The sequence below is a fragment of the Kordia sp. E genome (assembly GCF_056033805.1).
Genome location: NZ_JBRASR010000003.1, coordinates 596,126 through 619,833, shown reverse-complemented (window position 1 = coordinate 619,833; position 23,708 = coordinate 596,126). Strand labels below are relative to the sequence as shown.

The following is a 23,708-nucleotide window of genomic DNA, read 5'->3' as shown; positions in this document are numbered from 1 at the left end:
TATATCAATTTTAAACAATAACAGGATTTTTTTTAATTAACACCCTCTTATTTTCCATAAATGTAAAATAAAGATTATACATATGCAATGTAATTTTCCGTAATGCACAGAAAGTAATTTGCGAAATGAATTCTCGCTACGCAGAAATGGAAATTTAATTAATTGGTAATCATGAAGTTGAGAATCAAGTTTAAGGATGACGATTGAATCGAAAATTTCAAAAAAGCTACAGGAGTTTCCTTAGAATTCAAACCAAAAATGCTCCCAAAAACCGTAAGATTTATGGAAGCATTTCATTAATTATTACTACGATATTCAACTATCTAACTTTTCACAAACCGTTTTGTCTGTGTAAAATTACCTGCAGTAACCTTAATAATATATATTCCGCTATTCCAATTAGAAGTATTGATATGAGTGCTTTGTACATCTAGTTTCTTTGTCAGAAGTTGTTTCCCTAACATATTATAAATTTCAACCGTCGCTATATTATTTTTATTAGGCAATGTGATTGTAAAATTTGAAGTTGATGGGTTAGGACTTAATGAAAAGTTTGCTAATTCAAAACGATCAACTCCAAGTGTAAAATTGGCAACTACGCCGCCTCTACCGCCAGAATGATAACCAAATGTTAGTCCGCCACCTTTTGCCCACAATAATGGAATAGGTCCATTTGAAGTTGGAAATACGTAATCATTAGCATCTCCTGTATTGATGGCTCTAGTAGCTACTATAGTTCTTGTAGCACCTGAAGGAGTATTTGTTATTAGGCTCCAATCTTGACTAGCATCTAAATTAGGCATTCCGTTACCAGCTAACATATTTCTATCTTGTAGTCCAACTGAGTTATATACTACTGCATCATCTCCTGCATTTCCCATCATATTACCCGCAGAAACTCCTGGAGCAACCCCTAACCATCTATTAGCAGGTCCTATCATTGTCATAGTAACCAATCCTGTACCTGAATCTACATCAAACTTCACAGAAAAGTCAGTATCTAATGCTACAGTTCCAGTACTCCATGACTGCGCATTACTGAAACTTAAATTAAGTAATATAATAGTAAATAATAAAGTAATTTTTTTCATAGTTTTTGTTTTTTTATTAAGGTCAGTATTTCTTCATTTTTATAGCTTGTTATGTAATCAAATGCTGTTTTTCCATTAGCATCTTTTATATCAGATTTTGCGCCGGCGTTAATTAGTTTTTTAGCAATACTGGTATTATTAAACATTGTCGCATAATGTAATGCCGTTATACCTTTTCCATCTGAAATATTCACATCTACGTGATGATTCAGTAATATGTCAATTACCTTTTCATCTCTCTTATAAACAGCTGCCATTAAAGGTGTTCCATATTTACTTTCTCCGTTAATGTTTTCAACTTTAGCAACTAAAAATTTTACAACTTCAATATTTCCATTATAGCATGCCAGTAAAAATGGTGTATATCCTTCATTATTTTTTGAATTGATAATTTCTGGAGTTTCCTTATAAATTTTTGCTATCTCTTTTTCACTACCATTTCTTGCTACATTAAACACATCTTCTTGTGCATGAATAAGTACTACACTTGTTAAAAAAAGAATTGTTATGATTTTACGCATAGGGTATTTTGACTTAAAACTGTTTTATAATAATTATATCTGTTACTTATATTCATATACTATAAGTTAGCTATACAAAGCTATTTGTTCACAATAAGTTAGTTGATATGAAAAAAAGAGTTTTACATATTAATTTATTCCCTCAATACTATGATTACAAAAAAAAATGACATCCCTATACATGACTTATCTACTATTGATACAATTAATATCGAATTAATATCACACACAAATAGTTATGATTACAGAGCTATTCATAGACATAATTATTATGAAATTTTGTTTTTTACAACTGATGGAGGTTATCAAACTATAGATTTTAAAAAATATCCTATTCATAGTAACAGCTGCTATATCGTAAAACCTAGACAAGTACATTTGATAAAACGTGAAGAACAAGCTGATGGTTTATTAATTCAGTTTACAGAAACAATGATTTTTTCGGATGTATTGAAACAATCATTATCTGTTTTAGATAGACTTTATAATCAACCAGTTATTTTTGAACACAACAAAGTATTGACTGATTTCTTTATCGTTGCTTTAGAGAATATAAAACATCTATCGGATCAAAAACGTATGTATTACAAGCAAAAAATAGCGCATGAGCTTTGCACTATTTTATATAGTATTGAAGAATTTTTACAAAAAAATAATCCTGAAGAAACTCGAATCCACAATGATTTGATTTCTAATTTCGCCAATCTTATAGAAACAAATATGACAAAGTTTTCTGTAAAAGAATATGCCGATTTATTACATGTTTCCACTAAAAAACTAGCTCAAGTTACTAAGAAGCAATTAGGATTGACTCCTTTGAAATATATTCATAAACAGTTACTTATAGAAATTAAACGAGATCTTACATTTAAAGAACTGAGTCATAAAGAGATTGCGTATAATTACAATTTTGATTCTCCTTCTAACTTTAGCTTATTTGTAAAATCTCAAACAGGATTAAGTCCTTCTGAATTACAAAGACAGTTGCTAAAAAATTATGAAGTGTAACAAAAAATGCTTCCAAAAAACCATACGGCTTTACGGAAGCATTTTTTATTTGTTATGTTTTTGAGGAAGTTTTACGCTTCCTTTTTTTGAATGCTTGCTAAAATAATGTTTACAAATGGAACTAAAAATAGCCAGCGATTATAACCTGCATCGTTCAGTCTCCTAAAACCTAATGCTATGAAAGGTATAAGTGTTAGAAGCAAATAGATATCTCCTAGATTATTGATTTGCAATTTGACACTCAAAATTCCTAATATAATTACAATGATATTTTCAATTAGAAAAAATATCCAAAATTGTTTTACTGTTGATTTTCCTGTAAAATCAAAAGTTTTTAGTAACGGTTCAATAAAATAATTCATATTTTTTATTTTAACAGTTTTCAGCCATACATATAGCTGTTTCTTGTGCTATGCATGGTAATCCCATTCTAACAGCGCAAGATATTTTTTTAAAAGTACTCCATTCGTTATAAACAGCATTCTGTACACAATCTTGTATTCCATCATAAGTACAAGGATATGTTGTTTTAAATTGAATGTTTTTATTTGTTATTGTATTGTTTATTTCTCCATTTACTATAGAAATTGTTAGAAACACATCATCATTAATTACATACTTTAAAGTTCCATCAATTGAAGTCAAATTGTCATTAATATAGGTGTTTAATTCATTATCAGACAAATTTTCTGGAATGTAAAATGTTGTTTCAAATTCTGAATGTATATAGTCTTCAGTATTATTTGAAGTTTTCAACTTATTTCCTATTTTACTATTCACAATTTCAGTAAAATTAATTTTCTCAGATGTATACAAAAATGTTTCTTCTTGTTTAGTATCTATAGTATCTTCACTACAAGCAAAAAATGTAAATAGTAACATCATAGTGAATCCTATTTTTAATATATATTTCATTCGTTAATTCATTTTTATGAAAATATCTTTTTTAAAGACCTCTTCTGTTTTTAGTTGTTTATCTTCTTAAATTTCCACTTACAGATAGCTACTCCAACTTTAAACATTAAATTATTTGTCATAAAAACAAAATGTCATAATTATATGTAATATTATGCTTAAATTTTAGGGAAAATAAGAAATTTATTTAAAAATAACTGTTATTTCCTACAAATAAATAAATAAACTATTTGATAACCCTACGGTTTCCCTCAGCAGATTATCTTTTTTTTGTTTGTATATTTATAGATTCAAAAAATGCTTCCAAAAAACCAAGTGGTTTCATGGAAGCATTTTTATATGTTAGAATGATTTTTTAAGCTTACTTACTCAAATACATTTTTCTTCGTGAATATAAGTTGTAGAATTCATCGTCTTTTAAACTATCGATGAATAAGATACTTTCTCCTGTACTTTTCATTTCTGGTCCTAAACGCTTATCAACATTTGGAAATTTATTGAAAGAGAATACTGGTTGCTTGATTGCGAATCCTTCTAATTCTGGTTTGAAATCAAAATCAGTGACTTTCTTTTCACCCAACATTACTTTTGTTGCATAATTTACATATGGTTCTTTGTATGCTTTGGCAATGAAAGGAACCGTTCTAGAAGCTCTTGGATTGGCTTCAATGATGTATACCATATCATCTTTAATTGCAAACTGTATGTTGATTAAACCAACAGTATTTAATGCTAACGCTATCTTTTTGGTGTGATCTTTTATTTGTTGCATTACAAACTCACCTAAGTTAAATGGTGGCAAGGTTGCGTTTGAATCTCCTGAGTGAATTCCACAAGGTTCAATATGCTCCATAATTCCGATGATGTATACATTTTCACCATCACAAATTGCATCTGCTTCTGCTTCTATAGCTCCATCTAAATAATGATCTAACAACAATTGGTTTCCTGGCATTCTTCTTAGTAAGTCTACTACAGTTTCTTCCAGTTCTTGCTTGTTGATCACAATTTTCATTCCTTGTCCTCCAAGTACATATGAAGGTCTTACTAAGATTGGAAAATCTAACACATCTGCAATTGCAGCAGCTTCATCAGCCGTTGTTGCAATATCAAATTGTGGATATGGAATGTTGTTTTCTTTAAGCATATTAGAGAATAAACCTCTGTCTTCTGCTAAATCTAATGCTTCAAAACTAGTTCCTAATATTTTAATACCATATTTAGATAGCTTTTCAGCAAGTTTCAATGCGGTTTGTCCACCAAGTTGTACAATGACACCTTCTGGCTTTTCATGTCGAATGATATCGTATATGTGTTCCCAAAAAACTGGTTCAAAGTATAATTTGTCAGCCGTATCAAAATCTGTAGAAACCGTTTCAGGATTACAGTTAATCATGATGGTTTCATAACCACATTCAGCTGCAGCTAAAACACCATGCACACAGCAGTAATCGAATTCAATTCCTTGTCCAATTCTGTTTGGTCCAGAACCTAATACTACGATTTTCTTTTTATCTGTTACGATACTTTCGTTGTGAACGTAACGCTTTCCGTCAGCAGTTTCAATTTCTGCTTCAAATGTAGAATAGTAATATGGAGTTTTTGCCGTGAATTCTGCCGCACATGTATCAACTAGTTTGTACACACGTTTTACGCCTAATTCTTCACGTTTTTTGTAGACTTCACTTTCCCAACAACCTAACATATGTGCTATTTGTCGGTCTGCAAATCCTTTTTGTTTTGCTTCTAATAATAAATCTCTAGAGATTGAATCTATTTTATTATGTGAAGCTATTTCTTTTTCTAATTGATGTAATTCTTCATATTGTCTTAAGAACCACATGTCAATTTTTGTGATTTCGTGAATTCTACTTAACGGAATTCCCATCTGAATGGCATCATAAATTACGAAAACTCTATCCCAAGAAGCATGTTTTAATTTGCTAAGAATTTTTTCATAATTTTTATATCCTTTTCCATCAGCGCCAAGTCCATTACGCTTTATCTCAAGTGATTGTGTTGCTTTGTGTAATGCTTCTTGGAACGAACGTCCAATTCCCATTACCTCACCAACTGATTTCATTTGAAGTCCAAGTTCACGATCAGAACCTTCAAATTTATCAAAGTTCCAACGTGGTATTTTTACAATTACATAGTCTAATGTTGGCTCAAATAATGCCGAAGTCGATTTTGTAATTTGATTGTCTAATTCGTCTAACGAATATCCAATAGCTAATTTTGTAGCAATTTTTGCAATCGGATATCCAGTTGCTTTACTTGCTAATGCCGAAGAACGTGATACACGCGGATTGATCTCAATAGCAATAATTTCTTCATTTTCATCTGGACTTACAGCGAACTGAACATTACATCCACCTTCAAAATCTCCAATACTACGCATCATTTTTATTGCCAAATCACGCATTTTCTGATACGTACGATCTGATAATGTCATTGCTGGCGCAACTGTGATAGAATCTCCTGTGTGGATTCCCATAGGATCCATGTTCTCAATAGAACAGATAATGACTACGTTGTCATTTTTATCGCGCAATAATTCTAATTCGTATTCTTTCCAACCCATCATCGCTTTATCGATCATTACTTCGTGAATTGGAGATATCTCAAGTCCACGACGCAATAATTCGTCAAAATCTTCTGGATCATATACAATTGAAGCTCCTGCTCCACCTAAAGTGTAAGAAGCTCTAATTACTAAAGGAAAACCAAACTCTTGTGCGATTTCTTTTCCTTTTAGGAAAGAAGTTGCTGTTGCTTGTGGCGCCATTCCAACACCAATTTCAAGCATAAGTTCTCTAAACTTTTCACGGTCTTCCGTAATATTAATTGCTTCAATATCAACTCCGATTAGTTTTACATCAAAGTCTTTCCAAATACCTTTTTCATCTGCTTCAATACATAAATTTAAAGCAGTTTGTCCTCCCATTGTTGGTAAAACAGCATCAATTTGCGGATGCTCTTTTAGGATTTCAATGATTGATTTCGTCGTTAAAGGTTTTAAATATACATGATCCGCCATCGAAGGATCGGTCATGATAGTTGCGGGGTTTGAATTGATTAGAATCGTTTCGATTCCGTCTTCTCTTAGTGATCTAAGTGATTGCGATCCTGCATAATCAAATTCACAGGCCTGGCCAATTACTATTGGTCCTGACCCGATAAGTAAAATAGAATTTAGGTCTTTTCTTTTTGGCATTTTGTTTTCGTGTGTGTTGTGTTGCTAAAAATAAAAAATGATCAGGTATAAAAAAAGGTGTTGCTTCTAAAAAACAACACCTTAATTTATATGATTATATATCATTACTTCTTATGTCTCAATTCAGATGACACAGAAACTTTCTTTCTTCCTTTTGCTCTTCTACGGGCTAGCACTTTTCTACCGTTAACAGAAGCCATTCTTTCTCTGAAACCGTGCTTGTTTCTTCTTTTTCTTTTCGATGGTTGAAATGTTCTTTTCATTATATAATATCTTTAATTTCTCTTGAAAATAATTGTAAGTGCACGAGAGATTCTTTCTAAAAGTGCGGCGCAAATATACAAAGAGTTTTTACTTTCACAAATAGATTTTAAAAAATATTTACGATTGTTTTTTATACATTTGCATCCTCGATTAATATATACGGTTTTATGTTCAACAAAAATATCAAATTAATTATAGCGGCAGCAATTTTTGCGTTCGCAATTTATCAATTTACAGAAAGTTATATTGGTAATGGAATTTTCTTAATTCTGTTAGCTGCCATCTTTGTAGTGTTATACTTTAAGAATGAATTTATTTTATTATCATTTTTAAAATTACGTAAGCAAGATTTTGATGGTACGAAACGATTGTTAAGTAAAATTAAAAATCCACAAGCAGCTTTAACCAAGAAGCAACAAGGATATTATTATTACTTACACGGCATTATGGCGTCTCAAACTAATTTAACAGAAGCTGAGAAACATTTGCGAAAAGCAGAAAAGCTTGGTTTAAGTATGGATCATGATATGGCAATGGTAAAAATGACCTTGGCAGGAATTGCATCTCAGAAAAATAGAAAGGTAGAAGCTAAGAACTTAATTAAAGAAGCTAAGACGCTTGATAAGCGAGGAATGATGACTGAGCAGATAAAGATGATGGAACAGCAGATGAAACGCGCCTCAAACGCTCCAAAACAGCATTACGGGAATCGTCAGCAAATGCGCAGAAGATAATTTCGTAGCCTGAAAAAGAAAATATATTGAAAAAAGCGACTTGTAAAAGAGTCGCTTTTTTAAGTTTTAGAAGTAATCAAGTAATAATATACTCTTATTCATCTCTTTTGAGTATGACTCCATCTTGACCGACAGCATATAGTTCTCCATTTGGAGTTGATGTCATTGAAATAAGATGAAATCCAATATCTTCGTGTTCATATTCTATATTCCACGTTGAACCTCCATTAGTACTTTTATAAATTGAATTGCCACTTATTATGTATCCTTCATCTTCATTAAGAAAATGTATATCAGCAATGCTTCCTACATAACCGCCTGATACCAAAGTCCAATTTACTCCACCATCAGTTGTTTTATAAACACTTCTATCAAAAGTAGCTATAAATCCATAATTTTCATTGATAAATTCAATAGACCTTATTTCAAAATCTCGAATTGGTAACGGTAAATCTAATTCTTGCCAAGTTTGTCCGCTATCAATAGATTTGTGAAGTTTCCCAAAACTTACACTATCATTAGTTAATCCGCCTGCCAAGTATATCGTTTCATTGCTAGCAACTTCTAATCTAGTAGCATTAATATATCCTGAGTATGCAACATTCCAGCTTAAACCACCATTTTCAGTTCTCAAAACTTTTGAGCCTTTGACTATGATTCCGACTTGAGGAGAAAAAAAATGAATATGAAAAATAGTTCCAAATTGACCACTCAGATTTCCTATTTCATTGAACGTTATTCCTCCATCGGTTGTTTTATACAATCCTTTTCTTGAAGTAAAGAATTCATTTCTATTATTAATAAAAACAGTATTAAAAGAAGCACTTATATTTGTATTTAATTCTTCCCACGTTTCACCTCCATTTTCTGTTTTCATTAGTGTACTTATTCCTCCGCAAGTAACACCAAAATCTTCATCAAAGAATTCAACATCAACTAATGTCATTGCTGTAGGACTATTTAGTTCACTCCATAACATTGGACTTGGAGTGTTAATTGAATCTTTTGAACAACTAAAAGTTATAAGTAAGAAACAACTATAAATTATCTTTTTCATGTACCATATTTTTATAATTCATACACACTAAAACAAGGTGTATTTCTTATTATATAATGATTTTTGTAATTGTTTGTGACATTTTAATTTAACTTTTCTTGAAATTAAACTCAAAATAATCAACTGAACTTCCTTTATTTTCTAGTGCGATGTCGAATAATATCTGGAACTATTTGCGAATCTTCATTTACAAAATGATGCAGATTTGATAAGGCTTCCGAGTTTTTGTTGTTTTTTGAAACTAACTCATACGCAATGTTTTGAATGTTCTCTTTTGGAGCAATATCTTTTTTAAATTCTGTTTTTAAAACTTTTAAGAAATTCAGGTCATTTGCTTTGTGTACTTCATATTTGTAAAAACTATTGATTTCTTTTTCAAGTGCTTTTTTATTTTCAAAGTGTACCAAATGATTGTTTAAACAATTAACTGCATCTTTGTTTTCTCTCCAACCTTTAACCAATAGTTTGCTTGCAGCAGTTTTATCGTGCATTTTTTTACGATAAATCAAGGATGCTTTTACATATTGATCGTTTTTAGCATAGTCATCCACTACAATTTGATAATGATGATGTGCATTTTTGGTATCTTTTATTTTAGTATATATATCGCCTACAGATTCATGCTGATCGAGTTCTTTGTAGAGTTTTATTGCTTTTTTATACGAACGCGCTTTTTCATAACTTTCTGCAGCATTTGCTTTATCATTACATTTTTTTAGATAGATTAAAGCCGCATCATTGTGCAAATTTGCTTCATCAAAAATATATGCTGCTCTGTATGGATTTCGGAGTAATTTTAGTTGAATGTACGCTGCTTTTTTGAATTGTTTTTTCTCAATGAAATCATCACAAAGTTTTTCATAACGATCCATTAGTTTTTGAAACTGCTCATCACCAATCGTTGTTGCGCCTCCACTACCCGATCCTTCATATCCATTTGACCCAAATAATGAACCTAGAAACATTGCTGAGACTAAAAATAACACGATGATAACAACTATTGCAATTAAAAAATCCCAAAAACTACCATTTATGAAAGCATCAAAAATGACGTATAGCAATTTCAATAGCAATATTGCTATGATGAAATGAAATATTTTATTTTCAAATCTACTCGTCATCTTCGTCAAATACTTGGTTCTTATTTAGTAATGTATATAACATTCGCAATACGATAAATCCTATAACTATACCAAAAGTTATCGGAAAACCACTTTGATTAAAAAGTGGATAAAAAAGGTATATTAACAGGCCTGAAAGTAATATAAAAATAATGATTTTACCTTGAAATGATACTTCATCTCCTCCAAAGTAGAAAGCACTTCCATCTTCTTTTTTACTTTTGCTTTCCTCTTCATGAATATTAAAAAGTTCACTTTCATCAGGTAAATCTAACCATGAATGCTTTGTTACAAGCCGTTGTTTCTTTTCTTTTTGTTTTCGATAACTTATTAAATATCGAATTAGTAGTAACAATGATAAAACAGCAAGTACAAGCAAAATGTTTTGAATGATGTTACTTTCTGGTTTTGGTTCAATTGCTTCTTGACTTTCCCTCGTTCCTGAAGTATCTAAATCATTTCCAGTATCTACATAGGTAATTTCTGCATCGTTTGTAGTTTCTACATCTTCATACGGATTTACAATTTCCTTCTTGGATCTAGTTTCCTTTACAGCATGTAATACTTCATATCCAATCCAAAAAAGCGCAATTATTGCAATGAATGCAAATACTGTACGTACAATATTATTTTTTCCATCTGATGAACCTCCAAAACCTAAAGATTCAAAAAAGCTATTTTTAAATTTGTATTTGGCAAATGCTTTTCCTCTTGAAGTTCCCAACATGTCTAATGGAATTGCCATTTTGAGTGCCGCATCAGGATTTTTTTCTAAGTAGTTTAGATATTTTGCAACCTCAGCATTGTTTCCTTCCAATACTTTTTTCATGTCAAAAGGCAAATCTTTCGGATCTACTTCTTCTGAACCAAAAGGATTCCCCAATGCTTCCGCTTCCTCTGCTTCTTCTATTTCTATACTAAAAGACGCAACCTTATTGGGTATTTTGACACCTTTTGCGGGCGTTTCTATTGTTGGAAATACTTCTGCTGGATTTTGTATAATTGTTGACCAATTTAGGATTTCATTGAGTTCAATCATACCAAATTCATGGTGAAAAAAATGTGGAATTCCGTTTAGCAATTTTGAAAATTCTTCTTCCGTTAACGCCATATTCAACGTTGTGTTTTCCGGAATAAAGAAACTTTCATGCACTTTTTGTATGGTTATATTGTTGCCAATATCTATATTTTTTTGTGCTTTTTTAAGAATTAACAAAACGCCTGAAATACAATTTGCTTCTAGACTTGGACATGCATAAGCCGTACAATCAGATAACTGAAGTTGCATCCGTTTTATTTCTTGCAACCACATTTTTGGAGATTCATGTTTGATGAAAATTCCACAACGAGGATACGGATTGTTATCGATAAATTTCAGCGCTAATTTCATGAGTTCATAATATTTACGATGAATGGATCAATGTATTTCCGTTTGAAATCTTTTACGCTAATTACTTTTAAGCTTGAGTTTTCAGGCAAGAAATATTCGTTTCCAGCAAATTCAGTTTCCGTTGCCATTCCCAAACTTACTTCAATATAAGACGATAGATAGAAAGCTTCTACAGCAGGATTTGCACTTGAAAACGTTAGAATTCCTTTTTTATCTATTGTAATTTTACTTCCGTTGTTAAATCTAAACTCTTTTCTATTAACATATTCTGCAACAGCTGAAAAAGCTTGTTCACTTTTATCCAATCGGAATATCAAGTAATTATCATTAATTTCTAGCCTATGCAAATTATTAAAGATAAACGCTGATTTTTCAGTAATCGCAATCGATTTTATTTTAGTAAATATACAGCCTGCAAAATATCCAAAGTAGTTCGCAATAGAAGCTTCAAAAGCTTTATTGAGCTCTTCAGAAGGCGCTGTAATTTTATCAATAAATTTATGTTTAATATCAATTTTCAGAAACTTAGTATCGTCACTATAATGCTTAGTTGTCGCTAAATATAATTCGTCTTCAAATACTAGTAAATGTTTGCGGAAAGCGTTATTTTGCTCACTGTAATCTCCTGTAAATGTGTAGGATTGATATTCGCTATTTATAACAATAGCACTTGTTGAACTCCAAGTAACAGTGATAATTTCATCTTCAAACATGGTTACTACCATTGGTTTTTTCATTCCAGTTACAAAACGGATATCTGTTCTTAAGAGATTGAATCCTTTACTGTAATCGTTCATTTTATATAGAGCGCCACGTTTTTGTAATACATATCCTCCTCCATCTGCCGTAAAAAAGTGTGTTAAATAACCATTTGGATATCCGTATAATAAAGGATATTCAATGATTGGTTCACTTTTACGAGGTTTTTGTATTTGTTTCCGTCTATTACTTGGTGGTTTTGCCCATAGTTCTTTTAATGGTAATTGAATGTGTTTTACCAATCGTTTTGCACCGTTTTTTAGTTTATACACATCAATATTTCCTTCAGTATCCGCTGTGATGATTCCGCCAAATTTATCATGATGCAGATTGAAAACACGTTGCATTGTTACATGTTGCAACGTTTTTGGAGACGTGAATACGGTGATTTCTATATTTTCTTCTTCACATGTATCTATAAATTGTAGTATCGCGCTTGACGCATCTAATAAAGGAGCTGTTATTTGTAAACCTTCAATGATGTTTATTTTTTCATCAAATGCAAGTTTGGCAACTGTTTCACCAATTGCATATGATTGAAAGTTCATTTCGTTTTTAGGATGATGAATTAACGCAAAAGCCGTTGCGAACGATAGTATTTTTGGCGTTCCCCAATTTTTTATTGTTGTATCAATTAAAAATATACGTGTGCGTAAGTCTTCTTCTGGATTCGTTTCACGACGAATAAATAGTGCTTCTTTGTTAGCAATTCTATGCAGAAAAGTTAGATCATCATTCGCAAATTCTGAAATTAATAGATTGTCAAAGTTTCCTTTGTTCGTAATATCTGAAATTCCTCCAAGCGGCATTTCTCCTGGATGCATATAGTGCATAGGCAATTGAATTCCTGACCAAATTCGCTTGATTAGATTTCCCATGAAGAATGTTCTTGAGTCTTCAATCAATTGCTGAATTAAATCTGGATCTTGACTTACCGAAGCAATTTCAGTATCTTCTGGTTCAATTTCTACAGGAACAATTTTACCCCAAGCTTCTAGCAATGCTTTTCCCGTTGGATATCGTTCATTTAAAACCGCTAATGCATTTATATCTTTCGCCACTATTGACATTGAACTATCTACTTTCCGACTACATTCATTGAGTTCAAATGCTTTGTTTTTTATATAAACATGAATTGCTTCTGAATATTTTTTTGGCAAATTATAGTTTCCACCTTTAAATAAGAATATAAAAAGTTCTAATCTGTTTTTTCCTTTTTTATATTGTAAAGGAATTGAAATTATAGTTCTTAGGAATTCGTGTGCATCAAGAAAACTGATACTTTCTACAGTTCCAAAATCTGAATATTCTTCATAAAATTTATCAAAAATTTTGTCTATTGCTAAATTAGTTTCTCCTGAATTTGTTGCTAAAAACATCAATATCAACGCTCCAAACGGCGGCAAACCAAGTTCTGAAAGTGATGTTAAAACTTCTTGTATTTGCTCTTTATAAGCTATGGTAACTCCATCAGGAATTGCGATACAATTGATTCCTCCATGATAATCATACGCGTTTTCAATAACATCTCTATCAAACATATAATCAGTTTCCCATTGCCAGAAATAGTCTGTATAGGATTGAAAATAATTTATAGCTGTTTGCTGTGCTGTATTCATGTTATTGCGACAATTTGTAACTACTAATGCTTAGTGGTTTTAATTGGTCTTTTGATAATTTATAATATGTATGATCTGGTTGTAATACGATATATTGATTGATTTCGGCTTGTATTTTTTTATGATAGAAATTACTCAATTCTGGATGTTCAAAATCGTATCCTGTCGGAATTAAAAAGTTTTGTTGTTGCCAATAACTCTTCCCTGGAATTGGCAGTAATGGAATTCCAATTAATACTGCTTTCTTGTCGATGATTGTCCACTCAATGGATTGTAATCGAATTGCTGGTGCTTTTATAATGTACTTGTCTAGTATTTCAAGATCGACGACTAACGCTTTAGATTCACGTTCTACGCTTGAAACTACAAGTTTGAAGTCAATGGTTTCGTGTACACCAAAATAGTTGAAATTATAGTTTGGCATTTCTACAGGAAGTGCTTTACTTATTGGTGACCAAAGCAATGAAACTTTTAAACGTTCTTCGGGTAAATTCCCGCCAAGGAGAAATAAAGCATTGTCTTTTTGAAAGTATATTTTTTTGAATGGAATGCTTCGTATTTCTGGGCTATTCAATTGTTCAGGCAATATACCACGAACCCAAATATCACCTTCATCAGTTGCCATACGCAATGACTTCCACACGCGAATTTGTGAAAGTTTTTCTTTGTATTTTAATGGCAATCGTAACCAATATTCAGTTACGCCTTGTGTAAGATTTCTTTCCACAACTGATCAATTTCATTGTTTATGTATTGTTTTTTCTGCTGATCTTTGATCCAATCTGTACGATTTTGAAGGTAGCGAAGTTTGTCTTTGATAACATTTAGTTCTTGCAACGACAATCCTTCATTTGAGAATTTTAGTTTTAGGTTTGACACTTCATTCATCAATTCTTCAGGATTTGGCGCTTTGTTGAAAAACGCTTGTGGATGCGAACGCTCCGTTGTTTCTTCTTTTTCAATTAGCGCATTTACTGTTCCTTGCAAGGTTTCTATTTGTTCTTCCGTATTCCAAATGTATTTTAACACCCATAAATCAGATAGAATTGCTTCTGTACGATCACATAGCATTGCACTTGCTGCAACTAGGTTTTGCATTTTTACTGCTCGCCTATCCGAAACTTCAATTCCTGTATTTCGTAAACTGTGAATTAATTCGATATACGAACTTCGTATTGGTGATAAATCGACTGCTTTTACTTTGTGTTGTAATCCTTTTATTTCTTCTGGAGAAATGAGCGTGCGTTCTATTTTTTCATTTCGTTCTAACTTCCAACCTGCGTGTAATACTTCTTCTAAGCGATCGGGTTTTACATTGTCAACTTTTAATCGAATTAGAAAACGATCTAGTAATGCTGCCAACGCTTCATCTTCTGGCAATAAGTTACTCGCGCTTATGAACATTAACGCTGGCAACTTTTTTGTTTCTTTTCCACGACGGAATATCTTTTCGTTCAACGCCATTAATAGACTGTTCAAAATAGCAGAGTTTGCATTGAATATTTCGTCCAAAAAGACCAAAGAAGCTTCTGGCAGCATTCCGTCTGTATTCGTTTTTAATTCACCTTCTTTTAGCAAACGTATGTCCAACGGTCCAAATATTTCGTTTGGTTCCGTGAATCGCGTGAGTAGGTAATCAAAATTGATTCCACCAATCACATGACTTGATAGTTGCTGTACGATGGCGCTTTTTGCCGTTCCTGGTGGTCCTAAAAGAAATACGTTTTCTCTTGCCAACAATCCAATTCCAAGTAAATCAATCACTTCATCTTTTCCGACAAATATGTTTTTGATTTCTTCAAGAATGGTTCGTAATTTTTTCGTTTCGTTCATAATGCGTTAAACTTCAGAAACAAACGCTCTCCAGAAGTAGTTTTTATGTTCTCCTAAATGAATTGCGATGTTTTCGTGAATGATTTTATGTTCAGTAAGACTGATATCTTTTTTTTCTATTACTCTATCAATGAATACCGTTTTAAAACAATCGTCTTGAAAGAGTTCTGTAAGCTCTTCTTCATTGATTTCCAAGTCAAAACCTTGCCCAATAGCTGAATATTGAAATTTTTGAAGGTGTTTTTTTAGAATCGTAACCAACCAGTCTTCAAAGTCAATAGCTTCCAATTCTTTGATAATAAATGGCAAAAACCGCAGTGACAAATCTGCCGAAAGGCAACAACTTGATGTTATTTGACTTTTTAATTCTTCAAAGTATTGATTTAAATCTTTTGGCTCTTCATGTCTATGTGCTAAGAATTGTGCTCCAAAATAGATCATTTTTGCGCCCCAAATTGCGGCTTCTCTATCAAAACTTGGTATTTCAAACGGATAATTTATACTTTCGTTTTCATATTCTTGTTCTAAAAAATCGCCTAAATCATTCAATTCATTTTCATTTACTTTAGGTTTATTCGTGTATAAGACGAATTGCCCAGAAGTTCGTAAATGATGAATGGTTTGCAGTATGTTATTTTGTGTGCTCAAGAGAGTAAAAAAGTAATAACTTGTGTATTAATCGGTTGGTAACACTCAAAAGAACGAAAATTTTATGGAATTGACAATTTTAACAACTAAGTTTTGAAGACTAGTTAATAAGCGTAAAAGTTAAAAATACTTATGAAGCCTTTTTTTCAATTTTTAATTTTTTTATCAAATCTCCGGGTTTAAGCCCAAAGCGTTTTACAAATACTTTGTTGAAATATGAACGGCTATTTAATCCAACTGCATATAAAACCTCACTAATATTTTCATAGTTATGATTCACTATCAAGTCATATGCTTTTCGCAAACGAATTTCTAGAATCATTTTTACTGGTGTTAACCCAGCTCTTTCTTGTACAATTTGTATAAATTGCTTGTGACTGTATCCGCAGGAAGCTGCTAAATCATTAATTGAAAACTTACTATTGGTTATATTTTCTAAAATGATTTTGTTTATTTTTTCCATAAATTCGGAATATGCTCCATTGTACACAATCATCTCTTTTTCTGAGTTTTGCAATTGTTTTTTGTATATATTTTTTTCTATATGATGGTTAATTCTTGTTATTAATTCTATCGCTTCAAACGGTTTTATTAAATAATCATTAATTCCGAATTCTTCCTTTTTGTTTTCTAGATATTCTTCAACAGATGCCGTCATAATCATAAAAGGAACTGCTTGATAGTTTTCAAATTTATTTAATGCGATTTTCAATTCGTGTCCGTCTATTAATGGCATTCGTAAATCGGTTAAGATAATATCATATTGTTTTTTTTTAGCAAATACTAATGCTTGTGCTCCATCAAATGCGAACGTACAGTTTAGTGTTGGTGATAATAATTCTTTTAAATACCCTATCATTTCTATGTTGTCATCTACAATTAATATTTTCGGTAAATTGTCGTGATTGCTATCTACTACCATTTCTGGCTTCGATATGCTTTTATAGGTATTTGATTTTTCATCAATATACAGGTGTGGGTTTTCAAGTGCTAATGGTAGTTGTACAGTAAAAATACTTCCCACATTTTTTTCACTCTCAAGTTGTATGGTTCCTTTCAACTTAGTTATCAACTCATTTACTAGCGACAGGCCAATACCAAACCCTCCATTCACTAAATTGTTTTTAGTTTGATAGAATCTGTCAAAAATCAACTTTTGTTCTTTCTTTTCAATTCCAATACCTTCATCTTTTACAATGATATTTAAATATTGTTCATCAATGTAGGTATCAACATAAATTCCATGCTTTGGGTTTGTATACTTTAGTGCGTTAGATACTATGTTGTTAATTATTTTTCGCAAATCGTCATAGTGATAATCAATTTTTCGGTTTGACTTCAGATTTGATTTGTAATATATATATACACCTTTAATTTCTGCAACTCCTTGAAAATCTTGTATTTTTTTTCTTAAAAACATTTCCATTTTATCAGAGGTCTTTTTACTTTCTATTGGGTTTTTATCAAGTTTTAATAATGTTAAGAAGTTATTCAACATTCCTATAATTTGTTCATTATTCCGAATGGTTAAATCAGCATATTTAACAATTTTTGAATAATCCATTACGCTATTCGCGATCATCTGTAAATATCCTGTTGTTATAGTGATTGGTGTACGAATTTCATGTGATAGGTTTTCAATGAAGTTATTTTTCATTTCGGAAATCTCTTTCATTTTTTCATTTTCGTATAGTAGTTTTAAGCTTTTTTTTCTTCTTTTATGCTGAACAATTAGAAAAATAAGAATTGAAACGGAAACTGAAATTAACAGTGTAGAAAAAATATAAAATCTTTTTTTCTCCTCCATTACTAACGAATTCATTTCACTCTTTGCCTCTAGATCTTTGATCTTTTTATTGTTATTCAACTTAAAATTTAAAATAGAAGCATTTAGGTTTAAATTGAAATTCTTAATTGAGTTTCTAACAGAATGGTACATTGTTGAAGCTTCCAGTGCTTGTTTATATTTACCCAACATTTTATTAGCTAAATATTCTATTTTATAAAGTTTTATAAGCTCAAATTGCTCTACATATTTCAATGCAGGGTTCTTATGCACTAAATCAACATACCCTAAAGCTTCTTTATACCTTTTTTCTTTTACAGCAAACATTCCAAGTGAAATATCCTGCATGACTGCATCGTCTAACTCCGATGTATTTGGAATTTCATACATTTTCTTCAAATATATACTTGCAGAATCAATCTTATCCAATTTTGTATAGCGATTTTTTAATTCTTTGTAATAATGCTTTAGTACATATGGAGTTTTAGATAAATCATTCACATTTATTTTTTTTAATAAATTTATTGCTTGCTTATTCTTTCCTAAAGAAGCTATATATGAGGCATGATTTATTTGTATTTGACTTTTTAGAAGTATTGGGATTGGGGTTTTTAAATAATGGTTTATCAAAATAGAATCCATTTCTCTAGATAGATCTTTATTTTTGGCTTTCTTATACATACCAGCCAGTTTCAAATATGCAATAACTTCTTTCTCTACCGCATTTACTTTTTTAAAATATCCAAGGGCTTTATATAGAGATCGAATGGCATCAAAATACTTATTTTCAAACATCTTTTTTTCAGATATGTATAATTCTGCAATGCCAAGTACTTCTTTATCATCAATTTTATTTTCAATTTTAGAATAATAATAACTTACAGAATCATATTCTTTTTGGATATCATATATATTCATTAACAATAACAGAGTTTCGCCACGAATTTCATCGACAACAGCATATCTTTTACTTGTATGCATCTGTTTTTCCTCCAGAATATCTAAAATCTTTTCGGCTCGAATTAATGTTGTATCCATTGGAACTTTAAACACGTCTGTAAACATTTCGTTATAGAGCTTGTGTAAATAATTGGGATCAAATAAATTATTTCTAGTTTTTGAATGGAGAAAACACGTAAAAATTAGAAAAATAAGTAGGTAGGGTTTTTTCATAAAATTAATATACACAAAAGAGAAAGAATTGCAATTACGGTTTTCCCTTTAAAAGGGATAAGGTTTAAAAAAAGAGAATTAAAGTAAAAAAAGAGTAACTATTTAAGAATAAAGAAACAATCATAGTTAAAAAAGGAATAATTAGACTCGTAACTTTTATAAACATTTGTAGCGTTGAGTTTAAGTAACAAATTTGAGTGCGCATTAAAATTGATTCTTTACCTATTTTATGTAGAATCTGCTTAAAAATTCAACAAAAGAGTAAAACTTAACCAAGTCTTACAAATAATTAATAATAAAACAGATTAAACATGAAAAAATTTAAACAAAGGAGTAAACGCTTTTTGCTCTCACTTTCTGTACTGCTCGCCTTTGGGCTAACAAGTTGTCAAGACGATGACTATATTATTAAGGATGATCTAGCTGAAGAAGCATCAAGCGAAGTTTTTGATTCAGTAGACTTTCTAATGGATGCAGAAGGAAAAACTATTGGATTTTTAAACAAAGAGTTAAAAAAGATTGATCTAGATGGTAAGTTAGTGGCAGATGACAATGCTAAATATAATTCTTCTACACCTCAGCGAATGGTTATGTATCAACATACCAATTTTAATGGTTCAAGGTGGGCTTGGTATGGAGGTTCTTTGAACGTTCTCATTAAACTTGACACATCGTATTCAGGAGTTGCAAATAACCAGGGAAGCTCAGCTGTGGTAGCACCGAATTGTAGTGTTACATTTTATGATAATACTAATGGAACAAGTGTGATACAAAGTTACCCAAGTGTACCTTTTCCTCGCTATATAGTAAATTTTGTTCCTCTTAACTTAAATGATAAAGTAAGTTCTATTAGAGTAAATTGTGCTAGCAACGCAAACAGTTTTGCGGGTTATGCCTATGATGGAACAAACTATAGTGGTAAATCTTTTCCTTTTTACGCAGGCGATAACATCAATCCTAGAAGCTTTAGTGGATGGTCAAACACAACTATTTCTTCAATTGCCATGAATGGGCTTAGTGATGCGCACTTTTTGCATTTAGATGACACAACAGATGGAGAGTTTCATCGTGCTCTTTCGCAAAACAAAGATATATCCAATGTTCGTTGGAAAGGAATGGAAAGTTCTAATGTACGATTTTTAGCAACAGATTATGATAGTGATTTAGCAGACATAGATATTAATACGCTAGCAGGTGGTAAATGGCAAACTACAAATGATTTATATTATGAGCTTGCTGCCAATCAAGATCACCCAACTATTACAGTTACACAGGCTGAACTTGACGACTTTTGTGTTACAGCTGCTTTCCAGTGTCAAGGAAGTCTTGGAACTTTAGAAACAAAACAAACTGAAGTAGAACTATGGCAGGCAGTTATTGGAGGTGTTTTTGGTCCTCTTGCTGGAATTTCATATACTAGCGTTGCTACTAGGCTTGGTACAGAAGGCTTTTCACCTGGAGAAGTTGCACATGCCTTTGTTAGAGGATTTAGTAAGCTCTCTTCTAGAGGTCATCAATTTGCAATGGAAGAAGAATTAGCAGGAGACAGCGCCTCAGAAAGTGAATTATCAGCAGCTTTTTCTAATGGATCGATTGATACAGCACCAGAAGCTGGTGAAAGTCTTGCCGGAACTTTTACTTCCAGTAGCGGTGAAGCGATAGAGGTTGTAGCAAACTCAGCTGGAGAGATCACTGAAATTGCAGGTGTATTAATCGAAAATGCTGTAGTTGATACGAGTGCTGCCATAGGGCTCGAGGTTACAGGGGCTGCAGCTGCTGGTACTGCTGTTACCGCTGGTGCTTCTGTTGCTGGTGTAGAAGCTGGTGAAGCACTATTAGCTGCAAGTGTTGTGGAAATTGGTGCAATGACTTGTGGTATAGGAGCCTTAGTTGTTGTTGGTGGTATCGGAATATGGAAAATAACACACAGACATAAAATTGATCAACATGAAGATTGTAAAATCTTTGCATCCGATTGTGAATCTAAAGGATTTAGTGGTCTTTTTGAAGTAGGCGTTGATTATACAAATCCTCCTGGAACCATTACAGCTAGAGCGCAAATAAATGCTGCTGAAGCAAAGGAAAAAGCATTTGACAACAGTATTACGACAAAATGGTTAGATAATGGAGGTAGACCAAGTACTAGTAATCCTAGTTGGATACAAATTGTTCTTCCACAAGCAAAAGTTGTTGATAGACTTGTCATTACAAGTGGAAATGATGCTCCAAATCGTGATCCTCAAAACTTTAGACTACGAGGTTCTAACAATGGAAGTAGTTGGACAACTCTTAAGAGTTGGACTTCTGAAAGTTGGAATGCTCGTAGAAAGAGAAGAGAATTTAAATTCGATAACACTTTTACATTTAAGTATTACAGATTTGAAACTACTAAAAATAAAGGAAATATAAGTATGACTCAACTAAGCGAAATCGAATTATTCGGTCCCGTACAGTAATGAATTAATAAGTACTTTGGCAAATTTTGTCAAAGTACTTATTTTATTGTTTATAAACTACTTTATATAAATCTTCTACCATAGTTAAGAACACTACCTATTTCTATAGTTTTTAAACAGTTAAGTTCTACTAATATATCTAACTTCAATACAAAAAAAATGAAAAAATCAATACTTATTACTCTTATAAGTTTACAAATACTTGTACTAGCAATGGTATCTACTATTGCCTATTTTACCTATATAAATAAGACTAGTATACAAACAAACCAGCAAGTACTGTTGCACACGCAAGAACGTCTTAGTACCACCTTTACCTTCATGGATAATATGACTGGCAAGAAACCTAAGGAAGTAGCCGAAACTTCTTCTCTTTCCAGAGGTAGCGAGGCACCTACCTTTTCGTTACAAGATGAAAACAATCAAGAAATAAAACTAGAAGATTATAAAGGCAAAAAAACACTTTTGGTGTTTTCTCAAGAAGGCTGTGACTATTGTGAAAAATTCTATCCAGTACTCAATGCATTTCTAACTGACAAAAAAGACGTACATGTAGTTGTTATGCAAATAGGCTCTACACCAGCGCAAAATAAAATATACAAAGAGCAGCAAGGTATTCAACCTACAGTATTAGCGGCTACCGTAAACGTCGTAAAAGATTACAAAGTGGAAGTCACACCAACTTCTGTATTATTAAATGAAGAAGGAAAGATTATAGCTAGTAAAGGTATTTCTGAACTTGATGAACTATACGATTTTGTTAAGAAATCATAATTAGGATAGATATGATTTTGCTTGTTTTTAAAGTTTTTCAAAAGAAAATCTCCCGCAGTGCCTAACACAACACTTTGGGAGATTTTTATATTTTATGCTGAATTTCGAAATGTAGTTAGTAGCTGTTTAAATGTAATTTATCAGCTTCTTATGAGAAGCTGAATCAAGTTCAGCTTGACGATACTATTTCGAGTAATATCCGTCTTCTGGAATTGAGATTTCGTATTTCTTTCTTGATTTGTTATTCAACTTGTTTTCGCGCAACCAAGGATTGTGAATTTTTAAGATTTTGTAATTGATATCAAACTTCTTTGCAAAACTTGCGAAGTTTGTCACTGCCGAATCCACTTCTACTTCATACGTTGGAATATATGTATATAAGTGTTTTTCATCAAAGTTGAAACCGTACTTTTTAGCATTGGTAAAGATTTCTTTTAACGCAATCACTCTAAAAATATAACGACCAGTTTCTTCTCCAAGTAATAAATCGTAGTATGAATCTACTTGTTGTTTTTTCATGCGTCTACCAATTCCAGCATTTCCTGCATTGTAAGCTGCTGCTGCTGCTGTCCAGTTTCCAAAACGTTTTTTTGATTTCAACAAATATTTACATGCAACATGTGTAGCTTTTTCTAAATGAAAACGTTCGTCAACATTTGAATTGATTTCCATTCCGTTTTCTCTTCCAGTTGCTTTCATTATTTGCCAAAAACCTCTTGCACCAGCTGGAGATGTTACGTTTTGCAATCCACTTTCAATCACTGCTAAGTATTTAAAATCGTCTGGAACACCATATTCTTTTAAAATAGGCTCTATGATCGGAAAATATTTATTCGCTCTTTTAAACAATAACAAACCGTTTGATTGCCAGTATGTGTTTACTAACAATTCACGATCCATGCGCTCTTTAATATCTGGTAAGTGTAATGGAACTTGTTCTCCCGCAAAATTTAGTGTTTCAGGAACTTCTAAAGCATATACATTGTAATCATTTTCATCATTGATTACTGGTTTATCTACTTGTGTTGCAACTGTTGATTCCGATTCAACTGTCATTGCTTCGTCTTGCTGTACAGCATTCATTAATAATATTCCAAGAAATATTAATCCTAAAAAGGCAAATCCATTTTTAATTTTACGCATTGTATATTGTTTTAAATATTTTCTTAATCGACTTTAAGTTAAGTATTTTTTGGCGAATTGTAAAAAATGATTGGGTAGAGATTACAAAAATAAGAAACTGATTTAGAATACAGCTATTTTTTGTAGGATTAGTTTGATTGATAATTGTTATTCTTTTTTTAAATATTTTTCATTTTAGATTGACTGACTTTTCAGATAC

At 31.8% G+C, this 23,708-nt stretch carries 19 protein-coding genes; 4 read left to right on the top strand and 15 right to left on the bottom strand.

Going from position 1 to position 23,708, the window contains the following annotated elements:
- Positions 1-323: 323 nt before the first annotated feature.
- Together ACUUYC_RS15920 and ACUUYC_RS15915 are read right to left on the bottom strand one after the other, a co-directional pair.
- On the bottom strand, positions 324-1,091 hold the full coding sequence (locus tag ACUUYC_RS15920) for a T9SS type A sorting domain-containing protein (protein ID WP_474267446.1): 768 nt from the start codon (positions 1,089-1,091) through the stop codon (positions 324-326).
- Positions 1,088-1,612, bottom strand: coding sequence for an ankyrin repeat domain-containing protein (locus ACUUYC_RS15915; protein ID WP_474267444.1), 525 nt, complete (start codon positions 1,610-1,612; stop codon positions 1,088-1,090). Before ACUUYC_RS15915 ends, ACUUYC_RS15920 begins: the two co-directional genes overlap by 4 nt.
- 150 nt (positions 1,613-1,762) lie before the next feature.
- Here ACUUYC_RS15915 and ACUUYC_RS15910 point away from each other — a divergent pair, with 150 nt between their 5' ends.
- Positions 1,763-2,620, top strand: coding sequence for a helix-turn-helix domain-containing protein (locus ACUUYC_RS15910; RefSeq protein ID WP_474267441.1), 858 nt, complete (start codon positions 1,763-1,765; stop codon positions 2,618-2,620).
- Positions 2,621-2,691: 71 nt separating this feature from the next.
- On the opposite strand, the gene ACUUYC_RS15905 is transcribed toward ACUUYC_RS15910, so the two are convergent.
- The 4 genes from ACUUYC_RS15905 to rpmH all read right to left on the bottom strand — a co-directional run bounded on the left by ACUUYC_RS15905 (position 2,692) and on the right by rpmH (position 7,015).
- Complete coding sequence (locus ACUUYC_RS15905) at positions 2,692-2,982, bottom strand: DUF805 domain-containing protein (RefSeq protein WP_474267439.1); 291 nt, start codon at positions 2,980-2,982, stop codon at positions 2,692-2,694.
- 10 nt (positions 2,983-2,992) lie between these two features.
- Entirely contained in the window at positions 2,993-3,535 is a 543-nt protein-coding gene (locus tag ACUUYC_RS15900; RefSeq protein ID WP_474267436.1) for a hypothetical protein, read from the bottom strand.
- A 361-nt stretch (positions 3,536-3,896) separates the two neighbouring features.
- Positions 3,897-6,752, bottom strand: a complete 2,856-nt coding sequence (carB, locus tag ACUUYC_RS15895; RefSeq protein WP_474267434.1) for a carbamoyl-phosphate synthase large subunit — start codon at positions 6,750-6,752, stop codon at positions 3,897-3,899.
- A gap of 104 nt (positions 6,753-6,856) precedes the next feature.
- Positions 6,857-7,015 carry a 50S ribosomal protein L34 gene (gene rpmH, locus ACUUYC_RS15890; protein WP_082113443.1) on the bottom strand — a complete coding sequence of 53 codons (159 nt, stop codon included), beginning with the start codon at positions 7,013-7,015 and terminating at the stop codon, positions 6,857-6,859.
- Positions 7,016-7,183: 168 nt separating this feature from the next.
- Here rpmH and ACUUYC_RS15885 point away from each other — a divergent pair, with 168 nt between their 5' ends.
- Complete coding sequence (locus ACUUYC_RS15885; RefSeq protein ID WP_474267431.1) at positions 7,184-7,750, top strand: DUF2892 domain-containing protein; 567 nt, start codon at positions 7,184-7,186, stop codon at positions 7,748-7,750.
- A 94-nt stretch (positions 7,751-7,844) separates the two neighbouring features.
- Here the strand turns inward: ACUUYC_RS15885 and ACUUYC_RS15880 are convergent, their stop codons facing one another.
- The 8 genes from ACUUYC_RS15880 to ACUUYC_RS15845 all read right to left on the bottom strand — a co-directional run bounded on the left by ACUUYC_RS15880 (position 7,845) and on the right by ACUUYC_RS15845 (position 19,028).
- Positions 7,845-8,807, bottom strand: a complete 963-nt coding sequence (locus ACUUYC_RS15880) for a WD40/YVTN/BNR-like repeat-containing protein (protein WP_474267429.1) — start codon at positions 8,805-8,807, stop codon at positions 7,845-7,847.
- 134 nt (positions 8,808-8,941) lie between these two features.
- On the bottom strand, positions 8,942-9,874 hold the full coding sequence (locus tag ACUUYC_RS15875) for a tetratricopeptide repeat protein (protein ID WP_474267426.1): 933 nt from the start codon (positions 9,872-9,874) through the stop codon (positions 8,942-8,944).
- A 43-nt stretch (positions 9,875-9,917) separates the two neighbouring features.
- On the bottom strand, positions 9,918-11,318 hold the full coding sequence (locus ACUUYC_RS15870) for a hypothetical protein (RefSeq protein WP_474267423.1): 1,401 nt from the start codon (positions 11,316-11,318) through the stop codon (positions 9,918-9,920).
- Positions 11,315-13,696 carry a hypothetical protein gene (locus ACUUYC_RS15865; protein WP_474267421.1) on the bottom strand — a complete coding sequence of 794 codons (2,382 nt, stop codon included), beginning with the start codon at positions 13,694-13,696 and terminating at the stop codon, positions 11,315-11,317. Before ACUUYC_RS15865 ends, ACUUYC_RS15870 begins: the two co-directional genes overlap by 4 nt.
- A 1-nt stretch (position 13,697) precedes the next feature.
- Entirely contained in the window at positions 13,698-14,423 is a 726-nt protein-coding gene (locus tag ACUUYC_RS15860; RefSeq protein ID WP_474267418.1) for a hypothetical protein, read from the bottom strand.
- On the bottom strand, positions 14,396-15,529 hold the full coding sequence (locus ACUUYC_RS15855) for an AAA family ATPase (RefSeq protein ID WP_474267415.1): 1,134 nt from the start codon (positions 15,527-15,529) through the stop codon (positions 14,396-14,398). The genes ACUUYC_RS15860 and ACUUYC_RS15855 overlap by 28 nt, the downstream gene beginning before the upstream one ends.
- Before the next feature lie 6 nt (positions 15,530-15,535).
- Entirely contained in the window at positions 15,536-16,177 is a 642-nt protein-coding gene (locus ACUUYC_RS15850; protein WP_474267413.1) for a hypothetical protein, read from the bottom strand.
- Positions 16,178-16,307: 130 nt separating this feature from the next.
- Complete coding sequence (locus ACUUYC_RS15845; protein WP_474267411.1) at positions 16,308-19,028, bottom strand: hybrid sensor histidine kinase/response regulator transcription factor; 2,721 nt, start codon at positions 19,026-19,028, stop codon at positions 16,308-16,310.
- A 419-nt stretch (positions 19,029-19,447) separates the two neighbouring features.
- Here ACUUYC_RS15845 and ACUUYC_RS15840 point away from each other — a divergent pair, with 419 nt between their 5' ends.
- Positions 19,448-21,592, top strand: coding sequence for a discoidin domain-containing protein (locus tag ACUUYC_RS15840; RefSeq protein ID WP_474267409.1), 2,145 nt, complete (start codon positions 19,448-19,450; stop codon positions 21,590-21,592).
- Between the two features lie 159 nt (positions 21,593-21,751).
- On the top strand, positions 21,752-22,366 hold the full coding sequence (locus ACUUYC_RS15835) for a TlpA family protein disulfide reductase (protein WP_474267407.1): 615 nt from the start codon (positions 21,752-21,754) through the stop codon (positions 22,364-22,366).
- A gap of 183 nt (positions 22,367-22,549) precedes the next feature.
- Here the strand turns inward: ACUUYC_RS15835 and ACUUYC_RS15830 are convergent, their stop codons facing one another.
- Positions 22,550-23,509 carry a lytic transglycosylase domain-containing protein gene (locus tag ACUUYC_RS15830; protein WP_474267405.1) on the bottom strand — a complete coding sequence of 320 codons (960 nt, stop codon included), beginning with the start codon at positions 23,507-23,509 and terminating at the stop codon, positions 22,550-22,552.
- Positions 23,510-23,708 lie beyond the last annotated feature (199 nt).